Annotated in this window: 23 protein-coding genes and 3 tRNA genes; 12 read left to right on the forward strand and 14 right to left on the reverse strand. The window is 68.2% G+C overall.

Translation table 11 applies throughout. The features are described 5' to 3' along the window. Window positions 1–35: 35 nt before the first annotated feature. Both AB6A66_RS03520 and AB6A66_RS03525 read left to right on the forward strand, forming a co-directional pair. Window positions 36–491 (forward strand): Lrp/AsnC family transcriptional regulator, encoded by a 456-nt coding sequence (locus tag AB6A66_RS03520; RefSeq protein ID WP_371054805.1) that lies wholly within the window; start codon window positions 36–38, stop codon window positions 489–491. Beyond that, entirely contained in the window at window positions 488–943 is a 456-nt protein-coding gene (locus tag AB6A66_RS03525; protein ID WP_371054806.1) for an Lrp/AsnC family transcriptional regulator, read from the forward strand. Before AB6A66_RS03520 ends, AB6A66_RS03525 begins: the two co-directional genes overlap by 4 nt. On the opposite strand, the gene AB6A66_RS03530 is transcribed toward AB6A66_RS03525, so the two are convergent. The 3 genes from AB6A66_RS03530 to AB6A66_RS03540 all read right to left on the reverse strand — a co-directional run bounded on the left by AB6A66_RS03530 (window position 940) and on the right by AB6A66_RS03540 (window position 3,203). Further along, window positions 940–2,154 carry a UbiH/UbiF family hydroxylase gene (locus AB6A66_RS03530; protein WP_371054807.1) on the reverse strand — a complete coding sequence of 405 codons (1,215 nt, stop codon included), beginning with the start codon at window positions 2,152–2,154 and terminating at the stop codon, window positions 940–942. The genes AB6A66_RS03525 and AB6A66_RS03530 overlap by 4 nt on opposite strands. A gap of 61 nt (window positions 2,155–2,215) precedes the next feature. Next, the gene (locus AB6A66_RS03535) at window positions 2,216–2,464 is read right to left on the reverse strand and encodes a hypothetical protein (RefSeq protein WP_371036579.1); all 249 of its coding nucleotides are present in this window, start codon (window positions 2,462–2,464) and stop codon (window positions 2,216–2,218) included. 94 nt (window positions 2,465–2,558) lie between these two features. After that, the gene (locus tag AB6A66_RS03540) at window positions 2,559–3,203 is read right to left on the reverse strand and encodes a pyrimidine 5'-nucleotidase (protein WP_371054808.1); all 645 of its coding nucleotides are present in this window, start codon (window positions 3,201–3,203) and stop codon (window positions 2,559–2,561) included. A gap of 117 nt (window positions 3,204–3,320) precedes the next feature. Between AB6A66_RS03540 and AB6A66_RS03545 the strand changes: the two genes are divergently transcribed. Next, a complete protein-coding gene (locus AB6A66_RS03545) occupies window positions 3,321–3,968 on the forward strand; it encodes a GntR family transcriptional regulator (protein WP_371054809.1) in 648 nt (215 codons plus the stop codon). A gap of 4 nt (window positions 3,969–3,972) precedes the next feature. Here AB6A66_RS03545 and AB6A66_RS03550 read toward each other — a convergent pair whose 3' ends face one another. Together AB6A66_RS03550 and carA are read right to left on the reverse strand one after the other, a co-directional pair. Beyond that, entirely contained in the window at window positions 3,973–5,892 is a 1,920-nt protein-coding gene (locus tag AB6A66_RS03550) for a glycosyltransferase (RefSeq protein ID WP_371054810.1), read from the reverse strand. Window positions 5,893–5,977: 85 nt separating this feature from the next. Next, complete coding sequence (carA, locus tag AB6A66_RS03555) at window positions 5,978–7,123, reverse strand: glutamine-hydrolyzing carbamoyl-phosphate synthase small subunit (RefSeq protein WP_371054811.1); 1,146 nt, start codon at window positions 7,121–7,123, stop codon at window positions 5,978–5,980. 194 nt (window positions 7,124–7,317) lie between these two features. Here carA and AB6A66_RS03560 point away from each other — a divergent pair, with 194 nt between their 5' ends. Beyond that, on the forward strand, window positions 7,318–7,776 hold the full coding sequence (locus AB6A66_RS03560) for a GatB/YqeY domain-containing protein (protein WP_371054812.1): 459 nt from the start codon (window positions 7,318–7,320) through the stop codon (window positions 7,774–7,776). A 19-nt stretch (window positions 7,777–7,795) separates the two neighbouring features. On the opposite strand, the gene AB6A66_RS03565 is transcribed toward AB6A66_RS03560, so the two are convergent. After that, entirely contained in the window at window positions 7,796–8,248 is a 453-nt protein-coding gene (locus tag AB6A66_RS03565) for a DUF2244 domain-containing protein (RefSeq protein WP_371054813.1), read from the reverse strand. Window positions 8,249–8,419: 171 nt separating this feature from the next. Further along, a complete protein-coding gene (gene ctaD, locus AB6A66_RS03570; protein WP_371036572.1) occupies window positions 8,420–10,093 on the reverse strand; it encodes a cytochrome c oxidase subunit I in 1,674 nt (557 codons plus the stop codon). Between the two features lie 259 nt (window positions 10,094–10,352). Here ctaD and AB6A66_RS03575 point away from each other — a divergent pair, with 259 nt between their 5' ends. Continuing rightward, window positions 10,353–10,568 carry a hypothetical protein gene (locus tag AB6A66_RS03575; RefSeq protein ID WP_371054814.1) on the forward strand — a complete coding sequence of 72 codons (216 nt, stop codon included), beginning with the start codon at window positions 10,353–10,355 and terminating at the stop codon, window positions 10,566–10,568. Between the two features lie 5 nt (window positions 10,569–10,573). Here AB6A66_RS03575 and lipB read toward each other — a convergent pair whose 3' ends face one another. After that, window positions 10,574–11,254, reverse strand: coding sequence for a lipoyl(octanoyl) transferase LipB (gene lipB, locus AB6A66_RS03580; protein ID WP_371054941.1), 681 nt, complete (start codon window positions 11,252–11,254; stop codon window positions 10,574–10,576). A gap of 58 nt (window positions 11,255–11,312) precedes the next feature. Between lipB and AB6A66_RS03585 the strand changes: the two genes are divergently transcribed. From AB6A66_RS03585 to AB6A66_RS03600, 4 genes are all read left to right on the forward strand, one after another. After that, a tRNA-Leu gene (locus AB6A66_RS03585) sits at window positions 11,313–11,399 on the forward strand. Between the two features lie 188 nt (window positions 11,400–11,587). After that, a complete protein-coding gene (locus AB6A66_RS03590; RefSeq protein WP_371054815.1) occupies window positions 11,588–11,797 on the forward strand; it encodes a hypothetical protein in 210 nt (69 codons plus the stop codon). A gap of 285 nt (window positions 11,798–12,082) precedes the next feature. Further along, on the forward strand, window positions 12,083–13,054 hold the full coding sequence (locus AB6A66_RS03595; protein WP_371054816.1) for a Hint domain-containing protein: 972 nt from the start codon (window positions 12,083–12,085) through the stop codon (window positions 13,052–13,054). Then, window positions 13,051–13,569 carry a toxin-activating lysine-acyltransferase gene (locus tag AB6A66_RS03600; protein WP_371036568.1) on the forward strand — a complete coding sequence of 173 codons (519 nt, stop codon included), beginning with the start codon at window positions 13,051–13,053 and terminating at the stop codon, window positions 13,567–13,569. Before AB6A66_RS03595 ends, AB6A66_RS03600 begins: the two co-directional genes overlap by 4 nt. A 219-nt stretch (window positions 13,570–13,788) precedes the next feature. On the opposite strand, the gene AB6A66_RS03605 is transcribed toward AB6A66_RS03600, so the two are convergent. The 5 genes from AB6A66_RS03605 to AB6A66_RS03625 form a co-directional block, all read right to left on the reverse strand. After that, entirely contained in the window at window positions 13,789–14,466 is a 678-nt protein-coding gene (locus AB6A66_RS03605) for a hypothetical protein (protein WP_371036567.1), read from the reverse strand. Between the two features lie 58 nt (window positions 14,467–14,524). After that, the gene (locus AB6A66_RS03610) at window positions 14,525–15,517 is read right to left on the reverse strand and encodes a fatty acid desaturase (protein WP_371054817.1); all 993 of its coding nucleotides are present in this window, start codon (window positions 15,515–15,517) and stop codon (window positions 14,525–14,527) included. A gap of 75 nt (window positions 15,518–15,592) precedes the next feature. After that, window positions 15,593–15,799, reverse strand: a complete 207-nt coding sequence (locus AB6A66_RS03615; protein ID WP_371036565.1) for a cold-shock protein — start codon at window positions 15,797–15,799, stop codon at window positions 15,593–15,595. 296 nt (window positions 15,800–16,095) lie between these two features. Beyond that, window positions 16,096–16,902, reverse strand: a complete 807-nt coding sequence (locus AB6A66_RS03620; protein ID WP_371054818.1) for a lipo-like protein — start codon at window positions 16,900–16,902, stop codon at window positions 16,096–16,098. A gap of 299 nt (window positions 16,903–17,201) precedes the next feature. After that, window positions 17,202–17,753: a hypothetical protein gene (locus AB6A66_RS03625; RefSeq protein ID WP_371054819.1), complete on the reverse strand. Its 552-nt coding sequence runs from the start codon at window positions 17,751–17,753 to the stop codon at window positions 17,202–17,204. 87 nt (window positions 17,754–17,840) lie between these two features. Between AB6A66_RS03625 and AB6A66_RS03630 the strand changes: the two genes are divergently transcribed. Then, window positions 17,841–18,257 (forward strand): hypothetical protein, encoded by a 417-nt coding sequence (locus tag AB6A66_RS03630; protein ID WP_371054820.1) that lies wholly within the window; start codon window positions 17,841–17,843, stop codon window positions 18,255–18,257. A 369-nt stretch (window positions 18,258–18,626) separates the two neighbouring features. Here AB6A66_RS03630 and AB6A66_RS03635 read toward each other — a convergent pair whose 3' ends face one another. Continuing rightward, the gene (locus AB6A66_RS03635; RefSeq protein WP_371054821.1) at window positions 18,627–19,244 is read right to left on the reverse strand and encodes a class I SAM-dependent methyltransferase; all 618 of its coding nucleotides are present in this window, start codon (window positions 19,242–19,244) and stop codon (window positions 18,627–18,629) included. A gap of 296 nt (window positions 19,245–19,540) precedes the next feature. Between AB6A66_RS03635 and AB6A66_RS03640 the strand changes: the two genes are divergently transcribed. Both AB6A66_RS03640 and AB6A66_RS03645 read left to right on the forward strand, forming a co-directional pair. Next, window positions 19,541–19,617, forward strand: a tRNA-Asp gene (locus AB6A66_RS03640). A gap of 52 nt (window positions 19,618–19,669) precedes the next feature. Then, window positions 19,670–19,746, forward strand: a tRNA-Asp gene (locus tag AB6A66_RS03645). Window positions 19,747–19,748: the final 2 nt, after the last annotated feature.

Genomic DNA, 19,748 nt, shown 5'->3' on the forward strand with positions numbered 1-19,748 from the left:
CTTCATTCGTGAATAGTCTGATAAGGCGTGTCATCATGCTCGACGACCTTGACCGGCGCCTGCTTCGCCATCTTCAGGCCGACCCGGCGCTGGGGCCCAGCGCACTTGCCGAAAGGGCGGCGACCACGCCGGCGGTGGCCTCGCGCCGGCTTGTCCGGTTGCGCAGCGCGGGCGTGCTGAAGGGCCGCGAGGCCATCGTCGACTGGCGTGCGCTGGGCTTCACGGTGGAGGTCTCGCTGCGCTTCACGCTCGACAAGACGCAGCCGCGCGCCTTCGACGAATTCCTCGAGGAGGCGCGCAAGGTGCCCGAGGTTCTGGAAATCCAGACATTTCTCGGGCGCGTGGACGTGCGCCTGTCGGTGATCGCGCGCGATCTCGCGCATTACCAGGACATCTATCGCCGCCGCATCCTGAGCTTGCCGCACATCGCCGACATCGAGGCGCTGATGCATGTGGCGCGGATCAAGGAGGGAGAGGCGGTGCCGCTGTGATTGCGCTCGACGAGACCGACCGGGCGCTGTTGCGCGCCCTGGCCCGGGATGCGGAGCAAAGCGCCGGCGCGCTCGGCCGGGCGCTGGGGCTCAGCCAGCCCGCGGCCTGGCGCCGGCTGAAGCGCCTGGAAGAGGCGGGCGCGATCGGCGGGCGCCGGGTGGTGCTCGACATGGCAGCGCTGGGATATGGGGTGACCGTCTTCCTCGGCGTGAAGCTCGCCACCAAGGGTCGCGCGAGCCTCGAGGATTTCGAGCGAGCGGTCACCGCCATCCCCGAGGTCCAGACGGTGGAGCATGTGCTCGGTCTTTACGACTACCGGCTGCGCGTGGTCGCGCGCGACATCTCGGATTTCGAGCGGATCCTGCGCCGGCGCATCATGACGCTGCCGGGCGCGGGCGCGGTGGAGGCGAACGTGCTGCTGTCGGAAGAGAGGCGCCCGGGCCCGCTCTAGGCAGTGCCGGAACCGCGCGTCCCGCGCGCGCCGAGGCCAAGCTGCATCAGCGCCTTGCGCACGGGCGCCGCCGAGTAAAGCGCCTGGATCCCGGCGGCGCGCGCGTCCCGCAGCGGCCGCGCCGACTGCATCGAGACCCGATTCAGCATCGACACGCCCGCAACCCGCGCGGCCACCTCCGTGTAGCGCCGGCGGTGATAGGCCTGCAGGAGATCGGCCTCGCCCAGCCGGTCGGGCGCGCCTTCGGCAAGCTCCAGCAGAACGCGCAGGTCGGCGAGGGACATGTTCAACCCCTGTGCCCCGATGGGCGGCACCACATGCGCCGCCTCGGCCATCAGCGCCAGCCGCTCCGACCAGAACCGCTCGGCGATCTGCGAGATGATGGGCCAGATCGTGCGCCGCGAGGCGAGCGTCAGCGGCCCCAGAAGATGCGTCGAGCGCGCCGACATCTCGGCCTCGAACGCCTCGACCGGCAGGTTCAGCAGGCGCATCGCCTCGGGCCCTTCCTCCATCCAGACCACGGCGGAGGAGGGACGACCGTCCCAGTCCGGAAGCGGGACCAGCGTGAACGGGCCGCCCGTGCGGTGGATCTCGGTGGAGACGTTCTCGTGCGGGATCGGGTGGGTGACCGCGAAAGCCAAGGCCTTCTGCCCGAACCGCGTGGTGCGCGCACCGATCCCGGCGGCGTTGCGCATGGCCGAATTCCGCCCGTCGGCGGCCACGACAAGGCGCGCACGGGCGGTGGTTCCGTCGCTCAACCGCACCCGGGCCTCAGAGCTGCGGGTGAAGAGGCCGGTGGCGGCGACGCCGGGGCGGAAGACCACGTTGGGCAGCTCGTCGAGCCGGCCGGTCATCTCGCGCCGCAGGAGCCAGTTGGGGAGGTTCCACCCGAAAGGCGCGTCCGAGAGGTCGGCCGCGTCGAAATCCCGTGTCACGCGCGGCTCGGCCACCTCTCCGCCCGCGTCCATGATCCGCATGACCTGAAGCGGCATGGCGTGGGGCGCGAGGCGCTCCCACAGGCCCGCGCGGTCCAGCAATGCGCGGGCCGGTTGCAGGAAGGCGGTGGTGCGCAGGTCGGAGCCTTCGGCGTCACGCTCCGTCACCGGGGGGGCGGGATCGACGCAGAGGACCGAGAAGCCTGCCGTGCCGAAGGCGGCGGCGGCGGTGAGCCCCGCGATCCCGCCGCCCGTAACGATGATGTCGTGATCCATGGCGCGCCCCCTTGTTTGCAGCGAACCTAGCGCGGCCGCGATGGGCCGGCCAGCGGCCGCGTCACTTTCCGACGGTGATCGTCACCAGCGTGATCATGATGACGGGCACCATGACGAGGGCCGGAAGCGTCAGCGCGGGCAGACCCCAGGTCGCCACGGCCATGATCCAGAGCGTGACGAGCGCGACCAGCAGATAATAGAAATTCTCGCGCCCTCCCATCATCAGGTCGCGGGCGATCCAGCCGATCACGGGAACGGCGAAAAGCGCGCGCAGGGCGCGGCTCGGGCGGGGGCGTTCGGCAAGGCTCATCGGGTGTCTCCTTTTCGTTCACCCGCGAGATATGCGCCCGCGGCTCTTCGCGGAAGACAGGCAAATTGCCGCAATCCCGCATGATTCCGTGACGTCAGAGAAGCCGCCCCAGGAAGCCGCCAAGATCGTCGGTGTGGTGGTGGATGTGGTCCGCGGCATGCGGCTCGGGCGCGACGTGGACGGTGCGCATGCCCATCGCGTGGGGCTCTGCCAGGTTGCGCGGGTCGTCCTCGAACATCGCGGCCCGGGTGGCGTCCGTTCCGTCGCGGGCGAAGACCGCCTCGAAGGCGGCGCGCCGGGGCTTGGGCTGGAAGCCCGCGTGCTCCACGCCGTAGACCGCGTCGAAAAGCCCTTCGAGCCCCCGCGCGGCAAGCACCCGCTCGGCGTAGGGGGCGCTGCCGTTGGTGTAGACGATGCGCCGCCCGGGCAGGGCGCGGATCCGCGCGGCGAGCGTCGCGTCCGCCTCCAGATGGCCGAGGTCGATGTCGTGGACTGTCTCGAGGTAGGGACCGGGCTCGACCCCGTGGATTTCCATCAGCCCGGCCAGGGTGGTTCCGTGCTCGCGCCAGTATTGCGTGCGCAGCCGGTCAGCTTCGGCCCGGTCGACCTTGAGCGCGTCCATCACGAAGGCGGTCATGCGCGTCTCGATCTGGTCGAAGAGGCGCGCCTGGGGCGGGTAGAGCGTGTTGTCGAGGTCGAAGACCCAGTGGGCCACGCTGGAAAAATGCTCCTTGGGCATGACGCAGAGATAGAGCGCGCCACGGGCGCGCGCAATGCCGCGGGCGGGCGCGGGCGGCGGGCCTTGTTGCCCCGCCGCGCGGCCGATATCCTTGCCCGATCACGCAAGGACATGTCGATGGACCAGATCAAGACCCCGCAGAAGGACGCCTACGGCCTCATCCTCGAGGCGATCGACAGCGGGCTTTACAAGCCGGGCGACCGTCTCGTGGAATCCGAGTTGGCCGAACGTTTCGGCGTGTCGCGCACGCCGATCCGCGAGGCACTTCAGCGGCTCGAGACGCAATCGCTGCTGACCCGGGACGGGCGGTCGCTGATCGTGGCGTCGCTCGACCACAACCAGATGGCCGAGCTTTACGTCGTGCGCTGCGAACTCGAAGGGCTTGCCGCCAGCCTCGCGGCGCGCCACGCCACCGCCGAAGAGATCCAGGTGCTGCGCGACATGGTGGCCGACGACCGCGCGCTCCTGGCCGACCCGTCCGCGCTTGCGCGCGCGAACCGCCGGTTTCACAAGCAGATCCACCTGGCGTCGCACAACCGCTACCTGGTGCAGCAGCTCGACCTCGTGCACCGGTCGATGGCGTTGATGGCGACCACCTCGCTCGCCGCGGAGGGGCGGGGCGAAAAGGCGCTGGCCGAGCATGCGGCGATCGTGGACGCGATCGCCCGGCGGGACGAGCAGGCCGCCTACAAGGCGCTTCGCGACCACATCTCGGTGGCTTTCGTGACCCGGCTGAAGCTCGACTCCGCGGCCGAGAAGGCCTGAGGGGTCAGCCCTCGCGTCCCGGCGGCGGGTGCGAAGGCGCCTCCGGCGCCTCCGGCGGCTCGGTCAGCGAATGACCGTGCGTGGTCTTGTCCCAGTAGAAGGGCCGCCCGGCAAGCTCGAACAGCGCCTTGTAGGCCGCGAAGGCGCCGAGCGGGAAGTAGAGGTGCATCGTGGGCGTCCAGCGCCGGAGACCCCGGTGGGAGGTGACGCCCACCGCCGCAACCGCCACCGTGAGCGCCACCGCCTCGCTCGCAAGGAAGACAGTGCCGGCCCGGGTGAGCGTCTCGGACCCTATCGTCGCTTCGAGCGGGTGGACGAGGCCGAGGGGCACCAGCCAGAAGCTCCACAACAGCGGAGCCATCAGGAACTGCGTGGTCGCCGTGACGAGCAGAAGCTGGACGCCCCAGAACTGCCGCGGCCCCAGTTCGCGCAGAAGCGTGCGCGGGCGCCGCATGTGCACCGCATAGGTGAGCATGAACCCCTTGAGCCAGCGGGAGCGCTGGCGCACCCAGGGCAGGACCCGGTTGCTCGCCTCCTCCCGCGTGACCGTGTCGAGCATTTCCGTGCGCCAGCCGCGCCGCGCGAGACGGATCCCGAGGTCGCAGTCCTCGGTGACGTTATGAGCGTCCCAGCCGCCCAGCGCCTCCAGCGCGTCGCGGCGGAAGAAGAGCGTCGTGCCGCCGAGCGGGATGACGAGGCCGAGGCGCGCGAGCCCGGGAAGCACCATCCGGAACCAGGTCGCGTATTCGATCGTGAAGCAGCGCGCGATCCAGGTGGAATGCGGGTTGTAGTAGTCGAGCGCGCCCTGAAGGCAGACCACGTCTGGCGGCCGTGTGGCGAAACGGGCGGCCACGCGGCGAAGCTGGTCCGGCTCCGGCGCGTCCTCCGCGTCGTAGATCCCCACGATCTCCCCCCGCGCAAAGCCCAGCGCGTAGTTCATCGCCCGTGGCTTGGTGCGCAAGGATCCGTGCGGCACCTCGATCCGGCGCATGTGCGCGGGCAGCAGCACGCGGGACAGCGCCTCTCGCGTGGCGGCGTCCCGCTCCTCCACGATGAGAAGCACCTCCAGCGCCTCGCGTGGATAATCCAGCGCGTCGAGGCGGCGCAGGAGCGTGGGCAGGATGCGGCTTTCGTCGTAAAGCGGCACGAGGATCGTGATGGTCGGCACGCGGCGGGGCAGGGGCGGGGCGAGCGCGCGCGGCGCGGGCCGCCGCGCGAGAAGCTGCGCGGCGAAGGCCATCGCCTTCATCCCCGTGGCGAGCAGAAGCGTCACGAGCGCCCAGAAGAAGAGCACCGAGAAGAACAGCCCCGGCGCGAACAGCACGGCCGCGCCGCCCGCGGCGGCCAGCACGAGGCTCGCGATCCGGCGCGCCGGCCTGGGTTCGAGCCAGTCGCGGCAGCTCAGGTCGGATGGCAGGCGCGTCTCCGCTCGGCGGACGAGTTCCGGCCCGTGCCGCGCGGCGATGGCGGCGTCGATGTCGCGCTCGGTGACGAGCGCCATCTGCACCGGGCCGAGCCGGGCCTCGAGCGCGCGCGACTGCCGCGCGAAGTCCTGCGGGCGGGCGGTGGCGACCAGCGTCGCGTCGCGCCGCCGCCCCCAGGGCAGCAACCGCTCGGCGAGGCAGGTTTCGGGATCGAGCGCGTCGGAGAGCGCGGGATCGGGCGCGTGGCGGCCGAGCGCCACGGTCGGCGCGCCGAACTGCTGCGCGAGCGCGTCGCGCAGCTGCGTGTCCGAAAGCTTGCCCCGCGCGAGCAGGATCTCGCCCAGGGGGCGGCCGCAGCGTTTCTGCGCGCGCAGCGCGTCGAGAAGCGTCGCCGCGTCGATCCAGCCCAGATCGCACAGCAGGCGCCCCAGCGGCCGGCTGTCGCTTCTCGGCGACCGGAGGAAATCGATCTCGGCGGGGGCGGTGTGCAAGACGTCCATCGCTGTTCCATCCGCGCGGCAGCCGCGCGGCTCCAGATCAGCGAAGCAAGGTTAAGATGCGGTTAAGGACGCCCGGCGGCGCGGGTCAGCGCCGCGCGGCCATGGCCGCGGCGAACCGCTCGAAGAGGTAGTAGCTGTCCTGGGGCCCGGGGCTCGCCTCGGGGTGATACTGCACCGAGAAGACCGGCCGGTCGGCCACCCGGATGCCGCAGTTCGACCCGTCGAAGAGCGACACGTGGCTTTCCACCACGTCCTCGGGCAGGGTCTGGCTGTCCACCGTGAAGCCGTGGTTCATCGACGTGATTTCCACCTTGCCGGTCTCGAGATCCTTCACCGGGTGGTTCGCGCCGTGATGACCGTGGTTCATCTTGATCGTGCGTGCGCCAAGCGCGAGGGCGAGCATCTGGTGGCCGAGGCAGATGCCGAAAAGCGGCATGTCGCGCTCCAGCACCTCGCGGATCATCGGCACGGCATAGTCGCCCGTCGCCGCCGGGTCGCCCGGGCCGTTCGACAGGAAGACGCCGTCGGGCTCGTGCGCCAGCACCTCTTCGGCGGTGGCGGTGGCGGGCAGCACCGTCACCTCGCAGCCCGCCGAGGCAAGGCAGCGCAGGATGTTGCGCTTCGCGCCGTAATCCACCGCGACCACGCGAAAGCGCGGGTCGGTCTGGCGGACATAGCCCTCGGGCCAGGCCCAGCGCATCTCGTCCCAGCGATAGGATTGCGGGCAGGTCACGTCGCGCGCGAGGTCGATCCCTTCGAGACCGGGGAAGGCGCGCGCGGCCTCGACCAGCGCGCCCACGTCGAACCGCCCCTCGGGATCGTGGGCCAGCGCGACATGCGGCGCGCCCTGCTGGCGGATCGCCCGGGTGAGGCGCCGGGTGTCGACGCCCCCGATGGCGATGCGACCGCGCCGGGTGAGCCAGTCCGAAAGCGACTCGGCGGCGCGCCAGTTCGACGGATCGGTCGGATCCCACTTGACCACCATGCCGGCCGCGACCGGTTCCGCGGTCTCGTCGTCCTCGGGGTTCACGCCGACATTGCCGATATGCGGGAAGGTGAAGGTGACCACCTGCCCGGCATAGGAGGGATCGGTCATGATCTCCTGGTAGCCGGTCATCGCGGTATTGAAGCAGAGTTCCGCCTGCGCCTGCCCGGTGGCGCCGAAGCCCTGCCCGAAGAAAACCGTCCCGTCCGCGAGGGCGAGGCAGGCTGTGGGGCGCTGCTGGGCCATGATCGACTCTCCGGGCTAAATTGCGCGCGGACGCTATGGTGTGCCCGTGCCGGGGTCAAGGGCGATCCATGCGGTGCGAAGGAGGCGCCGAAACCGGATCTTGTCGGGGCGTGCCGGCCGCGGCGTCACTGTTGCGCGGGATATGGGGTTCGACTAGTGTCGTCGCCTTGACGGAGCTTGGGGATGAACCGCTCATGGATCTGCGCGCGCGCATCAACGCCGCCTTGAAACAGGCGATGAAGGACAAGAACGCGACCCGGCTTTCGACGTTGCGCCTCATCAACGCGGCGATCAAGGACCGCGAGATCGCGCTTCGCGGGGAAGAGGGCGAGACGTCGCTGGACGAGTCCGACGTGCTCGCGATCCTGGGCAAGATGGTCAAGCAGCGCCAGGAAAGCGTGCGCGCCTACGAGGAGGGCGGGCGCCTCGATCTGGCCGCGGCCGAGCAGGAAGAGATCGAGGTGATCCAGGATTTCCTGCCCCGCCAGCTCGGCCCGTCCGAGATCGACAAGGCCATCGATGCCGCCATCGCGGAACTCGGCGCGGACTCGATCCGCGACATGGGCCGGGTGATGGGCGCGCTGAAGTCGAAATACACCGGACAGATGGATTTCGGCACGGTCGGCCCCAAGGTGAAGGACCGCCTCGGCTGACCGCGGCCGGGCGCGCCGCTCAGTTGGCTTTCCGCAGTCTGCCCAGCGTTTCCATCAGGTCCGCGTAAAGCGCCTTTCGCTCCGGCTCGCTCAGGAAGGCGCCGATCTCGACCGCGCGGCCATTGCCGGTGAGCGTGACGTAGTTCGGCACGGGGCCGCCGGTTTCATGCAGTTCGACCCGTGCCCAGTAGGTGTTGCAGGCCCAGTCCCTGACCGGGCCGCGCGGGTCGTGCCGCTCGAGGCGCAGGTCGGTGTCGTCGAGGGTCAGTTCCTCGAAAAGCGATCCGTCGCGGTAACTGCGCCGCAGCCCCCACCAGACCCCCGCCACCGCAAGCAGCACGAAGGGCAGAACGCCCCATAGCACGACCGTGCCCAGCACGGTGAAGAGCGGAACGCAGATCAGGGCGAAGGTGACGAGGATGAAGGCCGCGAACCCCTCGGGCGGAAGCGACCGGTGTGGCCATAGACGCATCTGCGCGACATGGTCCGGCTGAGGGGTGGGCGGTGTCGTCCAGGCGTATGGCATGAAACTAGGATATGTCTGTCGCGGCGTCGGGCAAGGGCCGAAGGATGGCCTGACGCGAAACGGGCCCCGGCTTGCGCGCGGGGCCCGTGGCGTTGGTTCGACGGATTGCCGTCACGCTCAGTGGGCGCGGGCGTGATCCCAGTCCTCACGCTTGGGCAGCTGCTCGAACGTGTGCTCGGGCGGCGGCGAGGGCAGGGTCCATTCCAGCGTGTCGGCGTACTCGTTCCAGTAGTTGTTCTCCGTCACGCGGGCCCCGCGGACCAGCGCCCAGGCGATCATGCCCAGGAAGAACACGAAGCTCGCGAAGGCGAGGAACGCGCCCCAACTCGACACCCAGTTCCAGTAGGCGAAGGCCTCGGGGTAGTCGATGTAACGGCGCGGCATGCCCTGACGCCCGAGGAAGTGCTGCGGGAAGAAGGTCAGGTTGGCGCCGATGAAGAAGAGCCAGAAGTGCAGCTTGCCGGCCCACTCGGGGTAATGCCGGCCGGTCATCTTCCCGAAGTAGAAGTAGATGCCGGCGAAGATGCCGAACACGGCCCCGAGGCTCATGACGTAGTGGAAGTGCGCTACGACGTAGTAGGTGTCGTGATAGGCGCGGTCCACGCCCGCCTGGCTCAGCACGATGCCCGTCACGCCGCCCAGCGTGAAGAGGAACACGAAGCCGATGGCGAAGAGCATGGGCGTCTTGAACTCCAGCGAGCCGCCCCACATCGTCGCGATCCAGCTGAACACCTTCACGCCGGTGGGCACCGCGATCACCATCGTGGCGAGCATGAAGTAGCTTTGCTGCGTCACGCTCATGCCCACGGTGTACATGTGGTGCGCCCACACGACGAAGCCGAGCGCGCCGATCGCGATGATCGCCCAGACCATGGGCAGGTAGCCGAAGATCGGCTTGTGCGAGAAGGTGGAGATCACGTGGCTGATGATGCCGAAGGCGGGCAGGATCAGGATGTAGACCTCGGGGTGCCCGAAGAACCAGAAGATGTGCTGGTAGAGCACCGGGTCGCCGCCGCCGGCCGGGTCGAAGAAGGTCGTGCCGAAGTTGCGGTCGGTCAGCAGCATGGTGATCGCGCCCGCCAGGACCGGCAGCGACAGCACCAGAAGCCAGGCGGTCACGAAGATCGACCACGCGAAGAGCGGCACCTTGAAAAGGGACATGCCCGGCGCGCGCATGTTGAGGAAGGTGGTGATCATGTTGATCGAGCCCAGGATCGAACTCGCCCCCGCGGTGTGGATCGCGAAGATGGCGAGGTCCGTGGACATGCCCATCTCGTTGGTCGAGAGCGGCGGGTAGAAGACCCAGCCCACGCCGGAGCCCGCCTGTCCGTTGCCGCCCGGCGCGAAGAGCGAGGCGATCGCGAGCAGGGTGCCCGAGACGTAAAGCCAGTAGGACAGGTTGTTCATCCGCGGGAACGCCATGTCCGGCGCGCCGATCTGAAGCGGCAGCAGGTAGTTGCCGAAGCCCCCGAAGAGCGCCGGGATGACCACGAAGAACATCATCAGGACGCCGTGGCCCGTGATCAGCACGTTCCAAAGATGGCCATTGGGCGTGCATTCGCCCGCGGCAGCCGGGAAGAGGCGCGCGCCTTCGAGGCACATGTACTGAACGCCCGGGTCCATCAGTTCCATGCGCATGTAGACGGTGAACGCCACCGCGATGAAACCCACCACCGCCGAGGTGACGAGGTAGAGGATTCCGATATCCTTGTGGTTCGTTGACATGAACCAGCGGGTGAAGAAGCCGCGCTGGTCCTCGTGCTCGTGGCTGTGAATGGCCGCGTCTGCCATGATGCCTCCTGATGGTCGTGCCGAAGTGCGCGCGAGTCGCACTCCTCCCCTTGTTCCATTCGTGTTCTAGAATGGGTCACCCCCGTGGGCAATGGATCGATTTGACACAGATCAAGAAAAGCGTGCCAAGCCGCCGCCTCGGGTCAGGTTTCCCCGACTAGGTCGATACGCGCCGCTCGCGTAACTTTCCTGATGCCGGGGGCCCCCCGGAGTTCCGCGCCACCTGGGGGGTGGCGCCCCGGACGACAGGATCGACCAAATGGCCTACCGAGACGCTGCCACGTCCCGCACCGCGACCGGATCCCCGCGCATCGCCGCGCTCCGGCGCATCTTCGACACGCCCTTCGATGCGCGCACCCGCGAGCTCGCCGCCCGCGTCGCCCACCTTCGGGCACTCAGCGACGCGGAGCTTGCGGAAATCGGGCTTCATCGCGACGACATCCTGCGCCACGTCTTCTCGCGGACGTGGAACTGACGTCCTCAGGTGGCGTCCATCGTCTCCGCGAAGCTTTCGGCCAGCGCCGCGTCGAGGTCCGCCATGGTGACGGGCCGCCCTAGGTCCACGAGGCTCGTGACCCCGTGGCCGTCGATCCCGCAGGGCACGATGCCGTCGAAATGCGAGAGCTCGGGGTCCACGTTGATCGAGATGCCGTGGAAGCTGACCCAGCGCCGCAGCCGGATGCCGATGGCGGCGATCTTGTCGTCGCGCGGCGTGCCGTCGGGCAGGGCTGGCTTGTCGGGGCGCGGCACCCAGACACCCACGCGGCCCTCTCGAATCATCCCCTCCACGTTGAAACGGCCGAGCGTGGCGATCACCCACGCCTCGAGCGCGGCCACGAAGCGGCGCACGTCGCGCCCGCGCCGGCCGACATCCAGCATCACGTAGACCACCCTCTGCCCCGGCCCGTGATAGGTGTACTGCCCGCCGCGCCGCGTGGGGTGGACGGGGAACCGGTCGGGCGCGCGCAGATCGTCCGGCCGCGCGCTCGTGCCGGCGGTGTAGAGCGGGGGATGCTCGAGCAGCCAGATGGCCTCGGCCGCGCGGCCCTCGGCGATCGCGGTGGCGCGCGCTTCCATCTCCGCCTCTGCCCGGCGGTAGTCGACAAGCCCGTCGGAGGTGATCCATTCGACCATGTGCGCTCCCGTTGCGGCAGCCGGAATTTGCTCTTCACATCCCCGGCGGCCTGTTCTATACGCCGCCCCACCTGCTGGGTCACGTGCGGTCGTGGCGGAATTGGTAGACGCGCAGCGTTGAGGTCGCTGTGGGGTAAAACCCGTGGAAGTTCGAGTCTTCTCGACCGCACCACGACCCGGAGGTTCGAGGCGATGGTCTCTCAACGGCAAGAGAGAACCGAACGCCCCCCACTTCTCACCGAACATAGCTGAACATGCGGCGCGATCCATGCGCGACCCGTGACCGCGCCGGCAGGTCCACGGCCCGTTGTCGGCGCACAGACACCTCTCGCTCAACCGGTAGCTTCGCCATGGACCCGGGTGTCGGCGAGCCGCGTCGAGGTGCCGGAAAGGATCAGGGCCCGCCCGTTCCTGCCGGACGCGCCCGAGGAGGAGAGCGCCGGGCTGAAGACGCTGCACGCGGTTCCGGTGCGCCATGTTCGTCATGGCCGCGGCATCGATCCGGGCGAGACTGGCGACGCTCTGCCCGGCACGTTCCGCACGAACTGCCGAGGATCGAGCTCTTCGTGACCGCCGTCGTCGATTGCCGTCTCGAAAGCGCCGCGCATCGAACGCGGATCACCGGGAAGGGCGCGAGGCAGATCGGGTCGCTCCGGGCGAGACCGAGGGCAGGGCGCGGTCGTGGCCGCGGGCAGCCCTATCCGGTTTGAGCCTCCCGCTTCGTGGCGCTGCGCCAATGTCACGTTTTCCGCCGAAGGACGGCGTGTCGTCCACGAACCATCGACACAGGCCTGGGTGCTGGCTTCTAATACCGCGGGTCGGAAAGAGCCCGAGGGCAGGAAGCGGGACGGACCAGTGGGCTATAACATCAGCGAGGTCACGGGCTCCACCGGCGGCGGGACCGGCGGGCTGGACACGTGGACCTTCGACGTCACGCTCAACGGGACCGGGATCACCACGGTCTCCGGCGATTTCGACGAGGTGCCGATCGGGGGCGGCCCCTCCAGCGAACCCTCCGACGGGTACAGTTTTACCGTCAACAGCGGCGGAGCGTTCGGCAATCTGAGCTTCGATGCCGTCACCGGCGAATTCACCTTCACCATCGACCGCGCCACGGTTTTCGCATCCGGGTCGGACCAGACGGTGGCCATTTCGGTCACCGGCACCGACACCGCGGGCACCGACACCGATACCCTTTTCCTCAACCTGCTGATCTGCGTCGCGCGCGGCACCCTGATCGAAACCGAGGCCGGCCCTGTCGCCGTCGAGAACCTGCGTGTCGGTGACATGGTGCGGACGGTGGACGGTCCCTTCCGGCCGGTGCGATGGCTTGGATGCCGCCGCTTCTCTGCCGCGGACCTGCGCGCGGACCGATCCCTTCGTCCGGTCCGCATTTCCACGGGCGCATTCGGACACGATCGTCCAGCGCGGGAGTTGCGCGTTTCCCCCCAGCACCGGGTGCTCGTGACCGGCTGGCGTGCGGAGCTTTTCTTCGGCGCGCAGGAGGTTCTCGTGCCCGCCAAGGGGCTGATCAACGACACGACGATCCGCGTGGAGGACGAGGCCGGATGGGTCGAGTACCATCACGTTCTCTTCGATCGCCACGAGATCATGCTGACCGAGGGGCTTGCGACCGAAAGCTTCCACCCGGGCGACTACGCGCTTTGCGGGATCGAGGGCGAGGCGCGCGAGGAACTGTTCAAGCTCTTCCCCGAACTCGCCGAAGGCAACACCGCGATCGCGACCGCGCGCATGACCCTGCGCCCGTGGGAAGGCGCGTTCCTGCAGGCGCATGGCGGCGTCGTGGATGAAAAGGGCGCCCCGTGATCGCGCGGCGCGATTCCCTCGGTCGCACCCTGCCGGATGTCGAGAGCCCCGGGCCCGAACGCCTGCGCGCCTACGGGGACATGATCTTCCTGGCCTTTCGAAGTGCGCGGCATGCGAGGATGCCGGTCGCGCAACTGCGCAGCTACATAGAGCCGCCACTTCTGCTGGGCCAGTTCCGGCTGTTCCGTTTCGACGGCGTGGCACGCGGGCTCTACACCTGGGCGTGGCTCGGCGCCGGAGGCGAACGCCGCCTCATCACCGGCGAGCAACTGACGCCCGAGGACTGGAACGCGGGCGACCGCCTCTGGATCGTGGACATCATGGCACCCTACAGGGGGACGACCGCCAGCATGGTCCGCTGGATCATGCGCAAGGGGCATTTCACCGACGAGGAATTCTTCTATCGCCGGGTCGGCGACGACAATCGCACGCGCCGTATCGTCCATATCGATTTCCGGCGGCAGGACCTGGCCAAGGTGTATTCCGAAACCGCCTTCCCGAAGCGCTTCGACTGAGCCATGCGCGGTGCAATGCTCTTCCGCAGCTTTTCCACGCCCGACCGGCGCCGCCCCCGGCCCGGCTGCCATTTTCGCCTGCCATGCGCCGGGGCTGCCACGCCGACCTGACGGCACTCACCTCCGCGCCGCGCGGCGCCATCCCACCCGGGATGCACGTCTCTTCGGTCCGCGGCGCGGCATTCGACCTCGCGGGCACCCGCGCGGCGGTCGATGGCGTCAAAGCGTCATCCGGATCGCCTCGCGCAACTCCTCGTGCAGAATCCAGTTCCCGGTGCCGCCGTCGGTTTCCGTTTCACCCTTGAACCCGAGCAGGGCAGCCCCTTCCGAAGCGCCGGACGTCTGGTCGGGGTCGGCTTTCACCGAAAGGTATTCCGCGATCAGCAGGCCCGCCGCCAGAAAGGATCTGTTGGCCGACGCTTGCGATTTGTACCCCGCGGCGCTTGCCATGCGCCCATCCGTCAGCCCGTCTTCGCCGGCCAGCGACAAGGCCGCGAGCATCGCGTGTTGCGGTCGTGAGAGCGCGACTTGCCGGATCGCCTCGACGTATTCTTCCGTGCCGGGCACGGCGATTCCTGTTCTGGGATCCTCGCGGCGCTCGCCTGTCCTGCGATCTTCCCGTGCGTCGAGGATGTCTTGCAACGCGGCGATGGCCGCCTCTTCCGTCGCGCCGGTCGCTTCGGCGATCATGCCGCGTGCCTTCGTCGGAGGCTTAGGGAACGCGCGTGCGACGAATTTGCCCGCAAGCCAACCCGACTTGACCTGATACCGGCTGTGCTCTCCGAGCAGGATCTCGTGCGGGGCGCTCGGCTTGGCGTCTTTTTTCTTGGTCTTTGTCATGCCCTTGAAGGGATCGGGGGCCTGGCCTGTGCGGCCCACGGAACTGAACTGTGCCATCGGGTGTCGTCTCCTTGTTTCGGGTCGGTCACGGACCGGCGCATCCGTTTCGGTGTCGTCACGGACGTCGCCGGGCCTCGGCGAAGGAAATCAGCTTTCGGTCGTTTTCGTCCCAGAGCGCCAGGCTTGCGCAACGCAGGCTTTCCCGCAGGGTGAGGCGGCGCGTCTCGACGAGGTCGTCGTGGTCGCGAAGGACCTCGGGCAGGCGATAGAACGGTATCCGGCTGGCCAGGTGGTGCACGTGATGCGCTCCGATATTCCCGGTGAGCCAGTTCAGGACCGGCGGCAGTATGTAATTGGACGACCCGTGCAGCGCCGCCTCGTGCACGTTCCAATCCTCCTGGCGTTCCCAGACCGTGTCCTCGAACTGGTGCTGCACGTAGAACATCCACATGCCCAGGCTCGCAGCCAGCAACATCGTCGGCACGAAGATGAACAGCACGACCTCCAGCCCGCCAAACCAGATCAGAAGCGCCAGCAGCCCGCCGATCCCGGCATTCGTGGCCTGGGAGCTGAGCCAGTAGCGCCATCCCGATCGCATCAACCCGACCGGCAGTCGGTTTTGCAGGAAGAAGGTGTAGAAGGGCACGATCCCGAACATAACCAGGGGATGCCGAAGAAGACGATAAAGCACGCGGCCGAGCCGGGATTTGCTTCGGTATTCGGTCACGGTCAGAACCGGGACGTCTCCGGTGCCGCGCTGGTCGAGGTTGCCCGTGGTGGCGTGGTGGATCGCGTGCGTCTTGCGCCAGACGTCATAGGGGGTGAGCGTCAGAACCCCGAGGGCCCTTCCGATCCAGTCACCGAGTTTCCGGTTTCGGAAAAACGACCCATGGCCGCAATCGTGCTGGATCATGAAGGTTCGGACGAGAAAGCCGGCGTTCACCATGGCCAGCGCGACGGAGAGAACGGGACTGATCGACAGGGCCCACCAGGCGAGCGCCCAGATCGCCAGGAAGGGCAGAAGCGTCACGGACAACTCGAAAAGGCTGCGGGCGGGGATGGGTTCGCGATACTTCGTGAGGACACGGGTCCACTGTTGCGGCTTCAAACCGGCGTACTCCTGGTGCTTGTGCGAGGATGATGACGAGACCGGGCGCCCATCGGGGCGCCCGGGACCACCGGGTCAGGCAAGCGCGATGTTGGTCGCGCTCTCGCGGCCATCGCGGCCGGTTTCGACGTCGAAGGTCACCTTCTGGGCGTCCGCGAGACCGGTGAGGCCGGCGCGTTCGACGGCAGAGATGTGGACGAAGACGTCCTTGCCGCCGGACCCCGGTTCGATGAATCCGAAGCCTTTGGTGGCGTTGAACCATTTCACGGTGCCATTGGCCATGTCCGTTGTCTCCTGTTCAAGTGCTGCCCGCGGAATGCGGCAGCCCGGCAGAGTCAGACTGAATCGATCGACTGAGAGCCGGATGAACGGAAGCAGCGGTTCGAAGCGAAAAACACAGGCTTCACATAGCTGGGCATTCGCAGCATCGCATACAAGGGCTGTCGCTTTTCGCCGAGGTTTCGGTTTTCGGCATGAAGGAGGCCGGCCGCCCTTGCCGCCCGGAACATTCACCATCGAAGCTCGACCTCGAGGCGCGGGTGGAAGACGCGAGTTCGGCTCGCGCGGGTATTCCACGTTCACGAGCGAGGCGCCTCGTCCCGGGTATCGGCCGTCGGCAGATCGGCCCAGTCGAGACTGCGATGGTCGAATCCGGAAACGAGGTGCGGCTTCACGATCTCGAAGTAGGGCGAGAGATCGAAATCCCGCGGCACGAAGAGCGAATGATGCCGGACGTGGAGGATCTCCCGCCGCGCGTATCGAGAGCCCGAGCGTGCCTCGACCGTCCGGATGTCGGGCAGGATCGGGTAGCGCACCGATTGGAAAGCCTGGGCGATCAGAGATGAGCAGATCGCGCGGGTCGGATCGCCGGAGCCGAGCGCCAGCATGCGCCGCCGCCAGCGCACGGGCACGGGCGGCGTGGGCAGCAGGTACCGCGCGAGATCCACGATGTTGCGCATGTCGTAGCGCAGGCCGATCCGGCATGTCATGAAGTCGACCACCGCGCATGCGTCCTCCTCACTCAGGCCGACGGGCCGGCATATCCGGGTGTTGAACGTGGCGTACTTGCTCAGCGGAGAAGAGACACAGCCCTCCCCCAGATTGACCTCGACCAGGCGATGGGATTCCTCGGAGCCGGATCCTCCAACGGTGCGATCCCCGACGAACATCGCGGCGTGGGACCAGGTTGACTGCGTCAGGTACTTTATCGCGGCCGAGACACGCTGCCGTCCCTCGATCAGGAGAATGTCGGCGGGCCGCAGCGTGTTTTGCAGGGTCTCGAAATCCGAGGGCGTGAAGGGCACGTAACCGGAACTGGGCTGCTCCAGCCGTCGGGCGATGCCGCGACCGGCACGATCGAGCAACGCGTCGAACCACGCGGTCACCTGCATCTCCGTGGCGCCGGCTCAACCGGCCGTCCGGCCGTCGCGCGGCCGCTTTCAGCGATGTGCACGGGCCGGATGGTTTGCATCACTCATCCTCCGCCGGCCGGGATCGGGCGCCGGGACGGGACCTTCCAGCGGGGGAACGCGACCGGGGTGGAGATACGGCAACCTGTCTTGCCCAAGCGTGCGGGGGGCGGTCCGCCCCCGGCGCATGACATCTTCGCACCTCTGTCACGCCTGCCCGTCGCGGAAGTCCCGTTTCACGGTCACGCGAGGCCGCGGACGAGGACCACCGGGTCTCAGTCGGAGCCCAGATGATCTGTCGTGAAAAGCATGTCGTCGCCAGCGCCGGAATGGCACGCGATGCAGCCGGCGTTCGTGCCCTTCGCGACCCTGCCCGCGAGGCGCATGCCCTTCGGGTTCCTGTCGAGCGATCCGTCGGGCAGGTACTTCGCCCAGAACCAGTCGGCGTTGTCCGGATCATATCCCGCCTCGCGGCGGAACATCACCGTGACCGCGGCGAGATGCGTGTCGGGGTCGCTCAGCACGTCGGCGATCCCGACGCCTTCGGGACCGTAATTGCGCTTGATCACCAGATCGCCGGAATGTCCGTCGATCGTGGCTGTGGTATAGAGCGTCTCCAGCATCATGCCATGCGGTGCGACGCCCTGGTAAGGGAAACTGCGCAGCATGCCTTCCCCGGCGAGGTTCATATCCTCCATCGCGGCCCACAATTCGGCCGCGTAACCGGTATCCGCGTCGGTTCCGAAAGGCGCCTCCTGGGCGGTCGCGCTCCCCGCGCTCAACGCCAGAGCGGCCAGGCCGCCTTTCGCGGTATGTCTTAGGGTCATCTGAAACCTCCTCCCATTTCACCCATAGGTTAACCCGGATCCCGGGATCGCAGGGTCACGATCGACTGATCCGACCGTGGGGAGAACGTGATCATTCAGGAATTGACCGAGCCGGTGGTGCGGGGACACGCTTGCGCTGTGTTCCGTAAGTCTATCGCCATACTGAGCCTTGTCGCCCTGCCGGGCGTGGCGGCCTCGAATCAGTCGACGGCGGGCCCCAGCACCTTGTGTGTCCGCAATGCCAGCGCGCAGCCCCATGTCTTCGCGGTAGAAGCGCCGGAGGCCGGACGGCGCGTTCGGAAACTGGCGCCCGGCGAACAGCTTTGCGTTCACGGCGCCCTTGCAGACCGGACCGGTGTGGTGTCCGCGTTCGAAGATTTCGACGCGATGGAGGGCTGCTCGCGTATCGTCGCGGTGGGAAGAACCGAAGACATGCTGAAATATGTCGATTTCGACCGATGTTTCTGGAGTTCGAACAGCCCGTCGAGCATCCAGCAACAGTGACATGCCGGGACCTCGATGGCCGTGCGGACGGCCTTCATGGATTTCTCCGCCCGTTGATCCTGCGGGCCTGCCTTCCTCGTCCCGCTTTCGGGGGACCGCCTTCCGCGCGCGGGGCCCTTCGATGCTCCATGCGTGTCGCCGCCTTTCCAGCCAGCAACGCGTCGTGGGTAAGGCGCGCTTGAAGCCGTCCCGAGACCGGGGATCGGCACGGACGCGAAGACGGACGACGCAGCGATCGGGGGTTCAGCGCCTCCGGCTACCGAAGGGATCGGTCGCGACACGCTTGGAAAGATGAAGGTACCGGGTGGTGTGCCGCCACTGTCCGTGACGCAGGCCGAGGCGCCCGCCCGCAAAATGCGGGAAGCGCTGTCACCGTTTGCGGGCGACGACGAAGCGCGAGGGAAGCGAGGGCGGAAGCAGGTCGGTCTCGAGGATCTCGAACCCGGCCTCCGCGATGGCCCGGTCGATTTGCGCCACCTTCAGCAGGCTCATGGCAGGGAGCTTGCCCAACGCCCGCATCGCCGCGACCACGGGGCGATAGCGCCATTTCTCGCCGATCGCCGGGGTCTTGGAGATGAAGACCCCGCCCGGGCGCAAGACGTCGCGCATGGAGCCCAGCCCTTTGGCCAGGTCCGGCAGCAGGTGCAGCAGGTTGAAGGCGAGCACCGCATCGACGTCTTCCCCGGGGGCGGCCGCGCGGGCGACCCCGGCCTGGCGGAAGATCAGGTTGCCCTGGGCCGAGGTCCGGCGTTTCTCCTCGGCGATCGCGATCATCGCGCCGGAGAGGTCGGTGCCGACATAGGTGGCCACGCAGGGGGCAAGGCGAAGCGCGGTCGAGCCTGTCCCGCAGCCCAGCTCGAGCACCCGGTCTTCCGGCCGGAGGCGGGATTTCACGCGCGCGAGGGCGGCTTCGTAGGCGCCGGGGTCGGAAATCCTGCGGCGGGCGTAGGCCTCGGCGGCGCGGTCCCAGAAGGCGGCTGCGTCCACGGGATGTCCTTTCGCGGTCGGGTGTGCTCTGCGCGATCTATGCCCCATACCGCGCGCCGGGGAAATCGCCGACATTCGCGGGCGCCTTTCGCGCCCGACCGGCCCCGCCGCAATGCCGCGATGCGAGGCCCGGCGCAGGATGCCGCGCTTGCGGCGCCGAGGGCGGCGGTCTCGGCAGAGGGGCGATCGCGTCGCCGCCGCGATGTCCCGGCCTCAAACTGCGCCAAATGCGCTTGACGCGACCGAGGGCCGCGCATAGAACCCGCCCCACGCCCGGGCAACCGGGCAGGCGGCATGCGGTTGTAGCTCAGTTGGTTAGAGTACCGGCCTGTCACGCCGGGGGTCGCGGGTTCGAGCCCCGTCAACCGCGCCATCGCCGCCGAACCGGCCCGGAGGGCATCCCGGTGGATCCGTCCACCCCATGCGCGGTTGTAGCTCAGTTGGTTAGAGTACCGGCCTGTCACGCCGGGGGTCGCGGGTTCGAGCCCCGTCAACCGCGCCACA

Source organism: Rhodosalinus sp. K401 (assembly GCF_041365735.1).
Lineage (GTDB): Bacteria > Pseudomonadota > Alphaproteobacteria > Rhodobacterales > Rhodobacteraceae > Rhodosalinus.

What these genes read in the sequence shown, in the direction of transcription:
- AB6A66_RS03605 (WP_371036567.1), bottom strand. Translation starts at nt 14,466, where the DNA reads ATGGCACAGTTCAGTTCCGTGGGCCGCACAGGCCAGGCCCCCGATCCC.
- AB6A66_RS03565 (WP_371054813.1), bottom strand. Translation starts at nt 8,248, where the DNA reads ATGCGTCTATGGCCACACCGGTCGCTTCCGCCCGAGGGGTTCGCGGCC.
- ctaD (WP_371036572.1), bottom strand. Translation starts at nt 10,093, where the DNA reads ATGGCAGACGCGGCCATTCACAGCCACGAGCACGAGGACCAGCGCGGC.
- AB6A66_RS03540 (WP_371054808.1), bottom strand. Translation starts at nt 3,203, where the DNA reads ATGCCCAAGGAGCATTTTTCCAGCGTGGCCCACTGGGTCTTCGACCTC.
- AB6A66_RS03545 (WP_371054809.1), top strand. Translation starts at nt 3,321, where the DNA reads ATGGACCAGATCAAGACCCCGCAGAAGGACGCCTACGGCCTCATCCTC.
- AB6A66_RS03575 (WP_371054814.1), top strand. Translation starts at nt 10,353, where the DNA reads ATGGCCTACCGAGACGCTGCCACGTCCCGCACCGCGACCGGATCCCCG.
- AB6A66_RS03615 (WP_371036565.1), bottom strand. Translation starts at nt 15,799, where the DNA reads ATGGCCAATGGCACCGTGAAATGGTTCAACGCCACCAAAGGCTTCGGA.
- AB6A66_RS03625 (WP_371054819.1), bottom strand. Translation starts at nt 17,753, where the DNA reads ATGACCCTAAGACATACCGCGAAAGGCGGCCTGGCCGCTCTGGCGTTG.
- AB6A66_RS03550 (WP_371054810.1), bottom strand. Translation starts at nt 5,892, where the DNA reads ATGGACGTCTTGCACACCGCCCCCGCCGAGATCGATTTCCTCCGGTCG.
- AB6A66_RS03535 (WP_371036579.1), bottom strand. Translation starts at nt 2,464, where the DNA reads ATGAGCCTTGCCGAACGCCCCCGCCCGAGCCGCGCCCTGCGCGCGCTT.
- AB6A66_RS03530 (WP_371054807.1), bottom strand. Translation starts at nt 2,154, where the DNA reads ATGGATCACGACATCATCGTTACGGGCGGCGGGATCGCGGGGCTCACC.
- carA (WP_371054811.1), bottom strand. Translation starts at nt 7,123, where the DNA reads ATGGCCCAGCAGCGCCCCACAGCCTGCCTCGCCCTCGCGGACGGGACG.
- AB6A66_RS03560 (WP_371054812.1), top strand. Translation starts at nt 7,318, where the DNA reads ATGGATCTGCGCGCGCGCATCAACGCCGCCTTGAAACAGGCGATGAAG.
- AB6A66_RS03520 (WP_371054805.1), top strand. Translation starts at nt 36, where the DNA reads ATGCTCGACGACCTTGACCGGCGCCTGCTTCGCCATCTTCAGGCCGAC.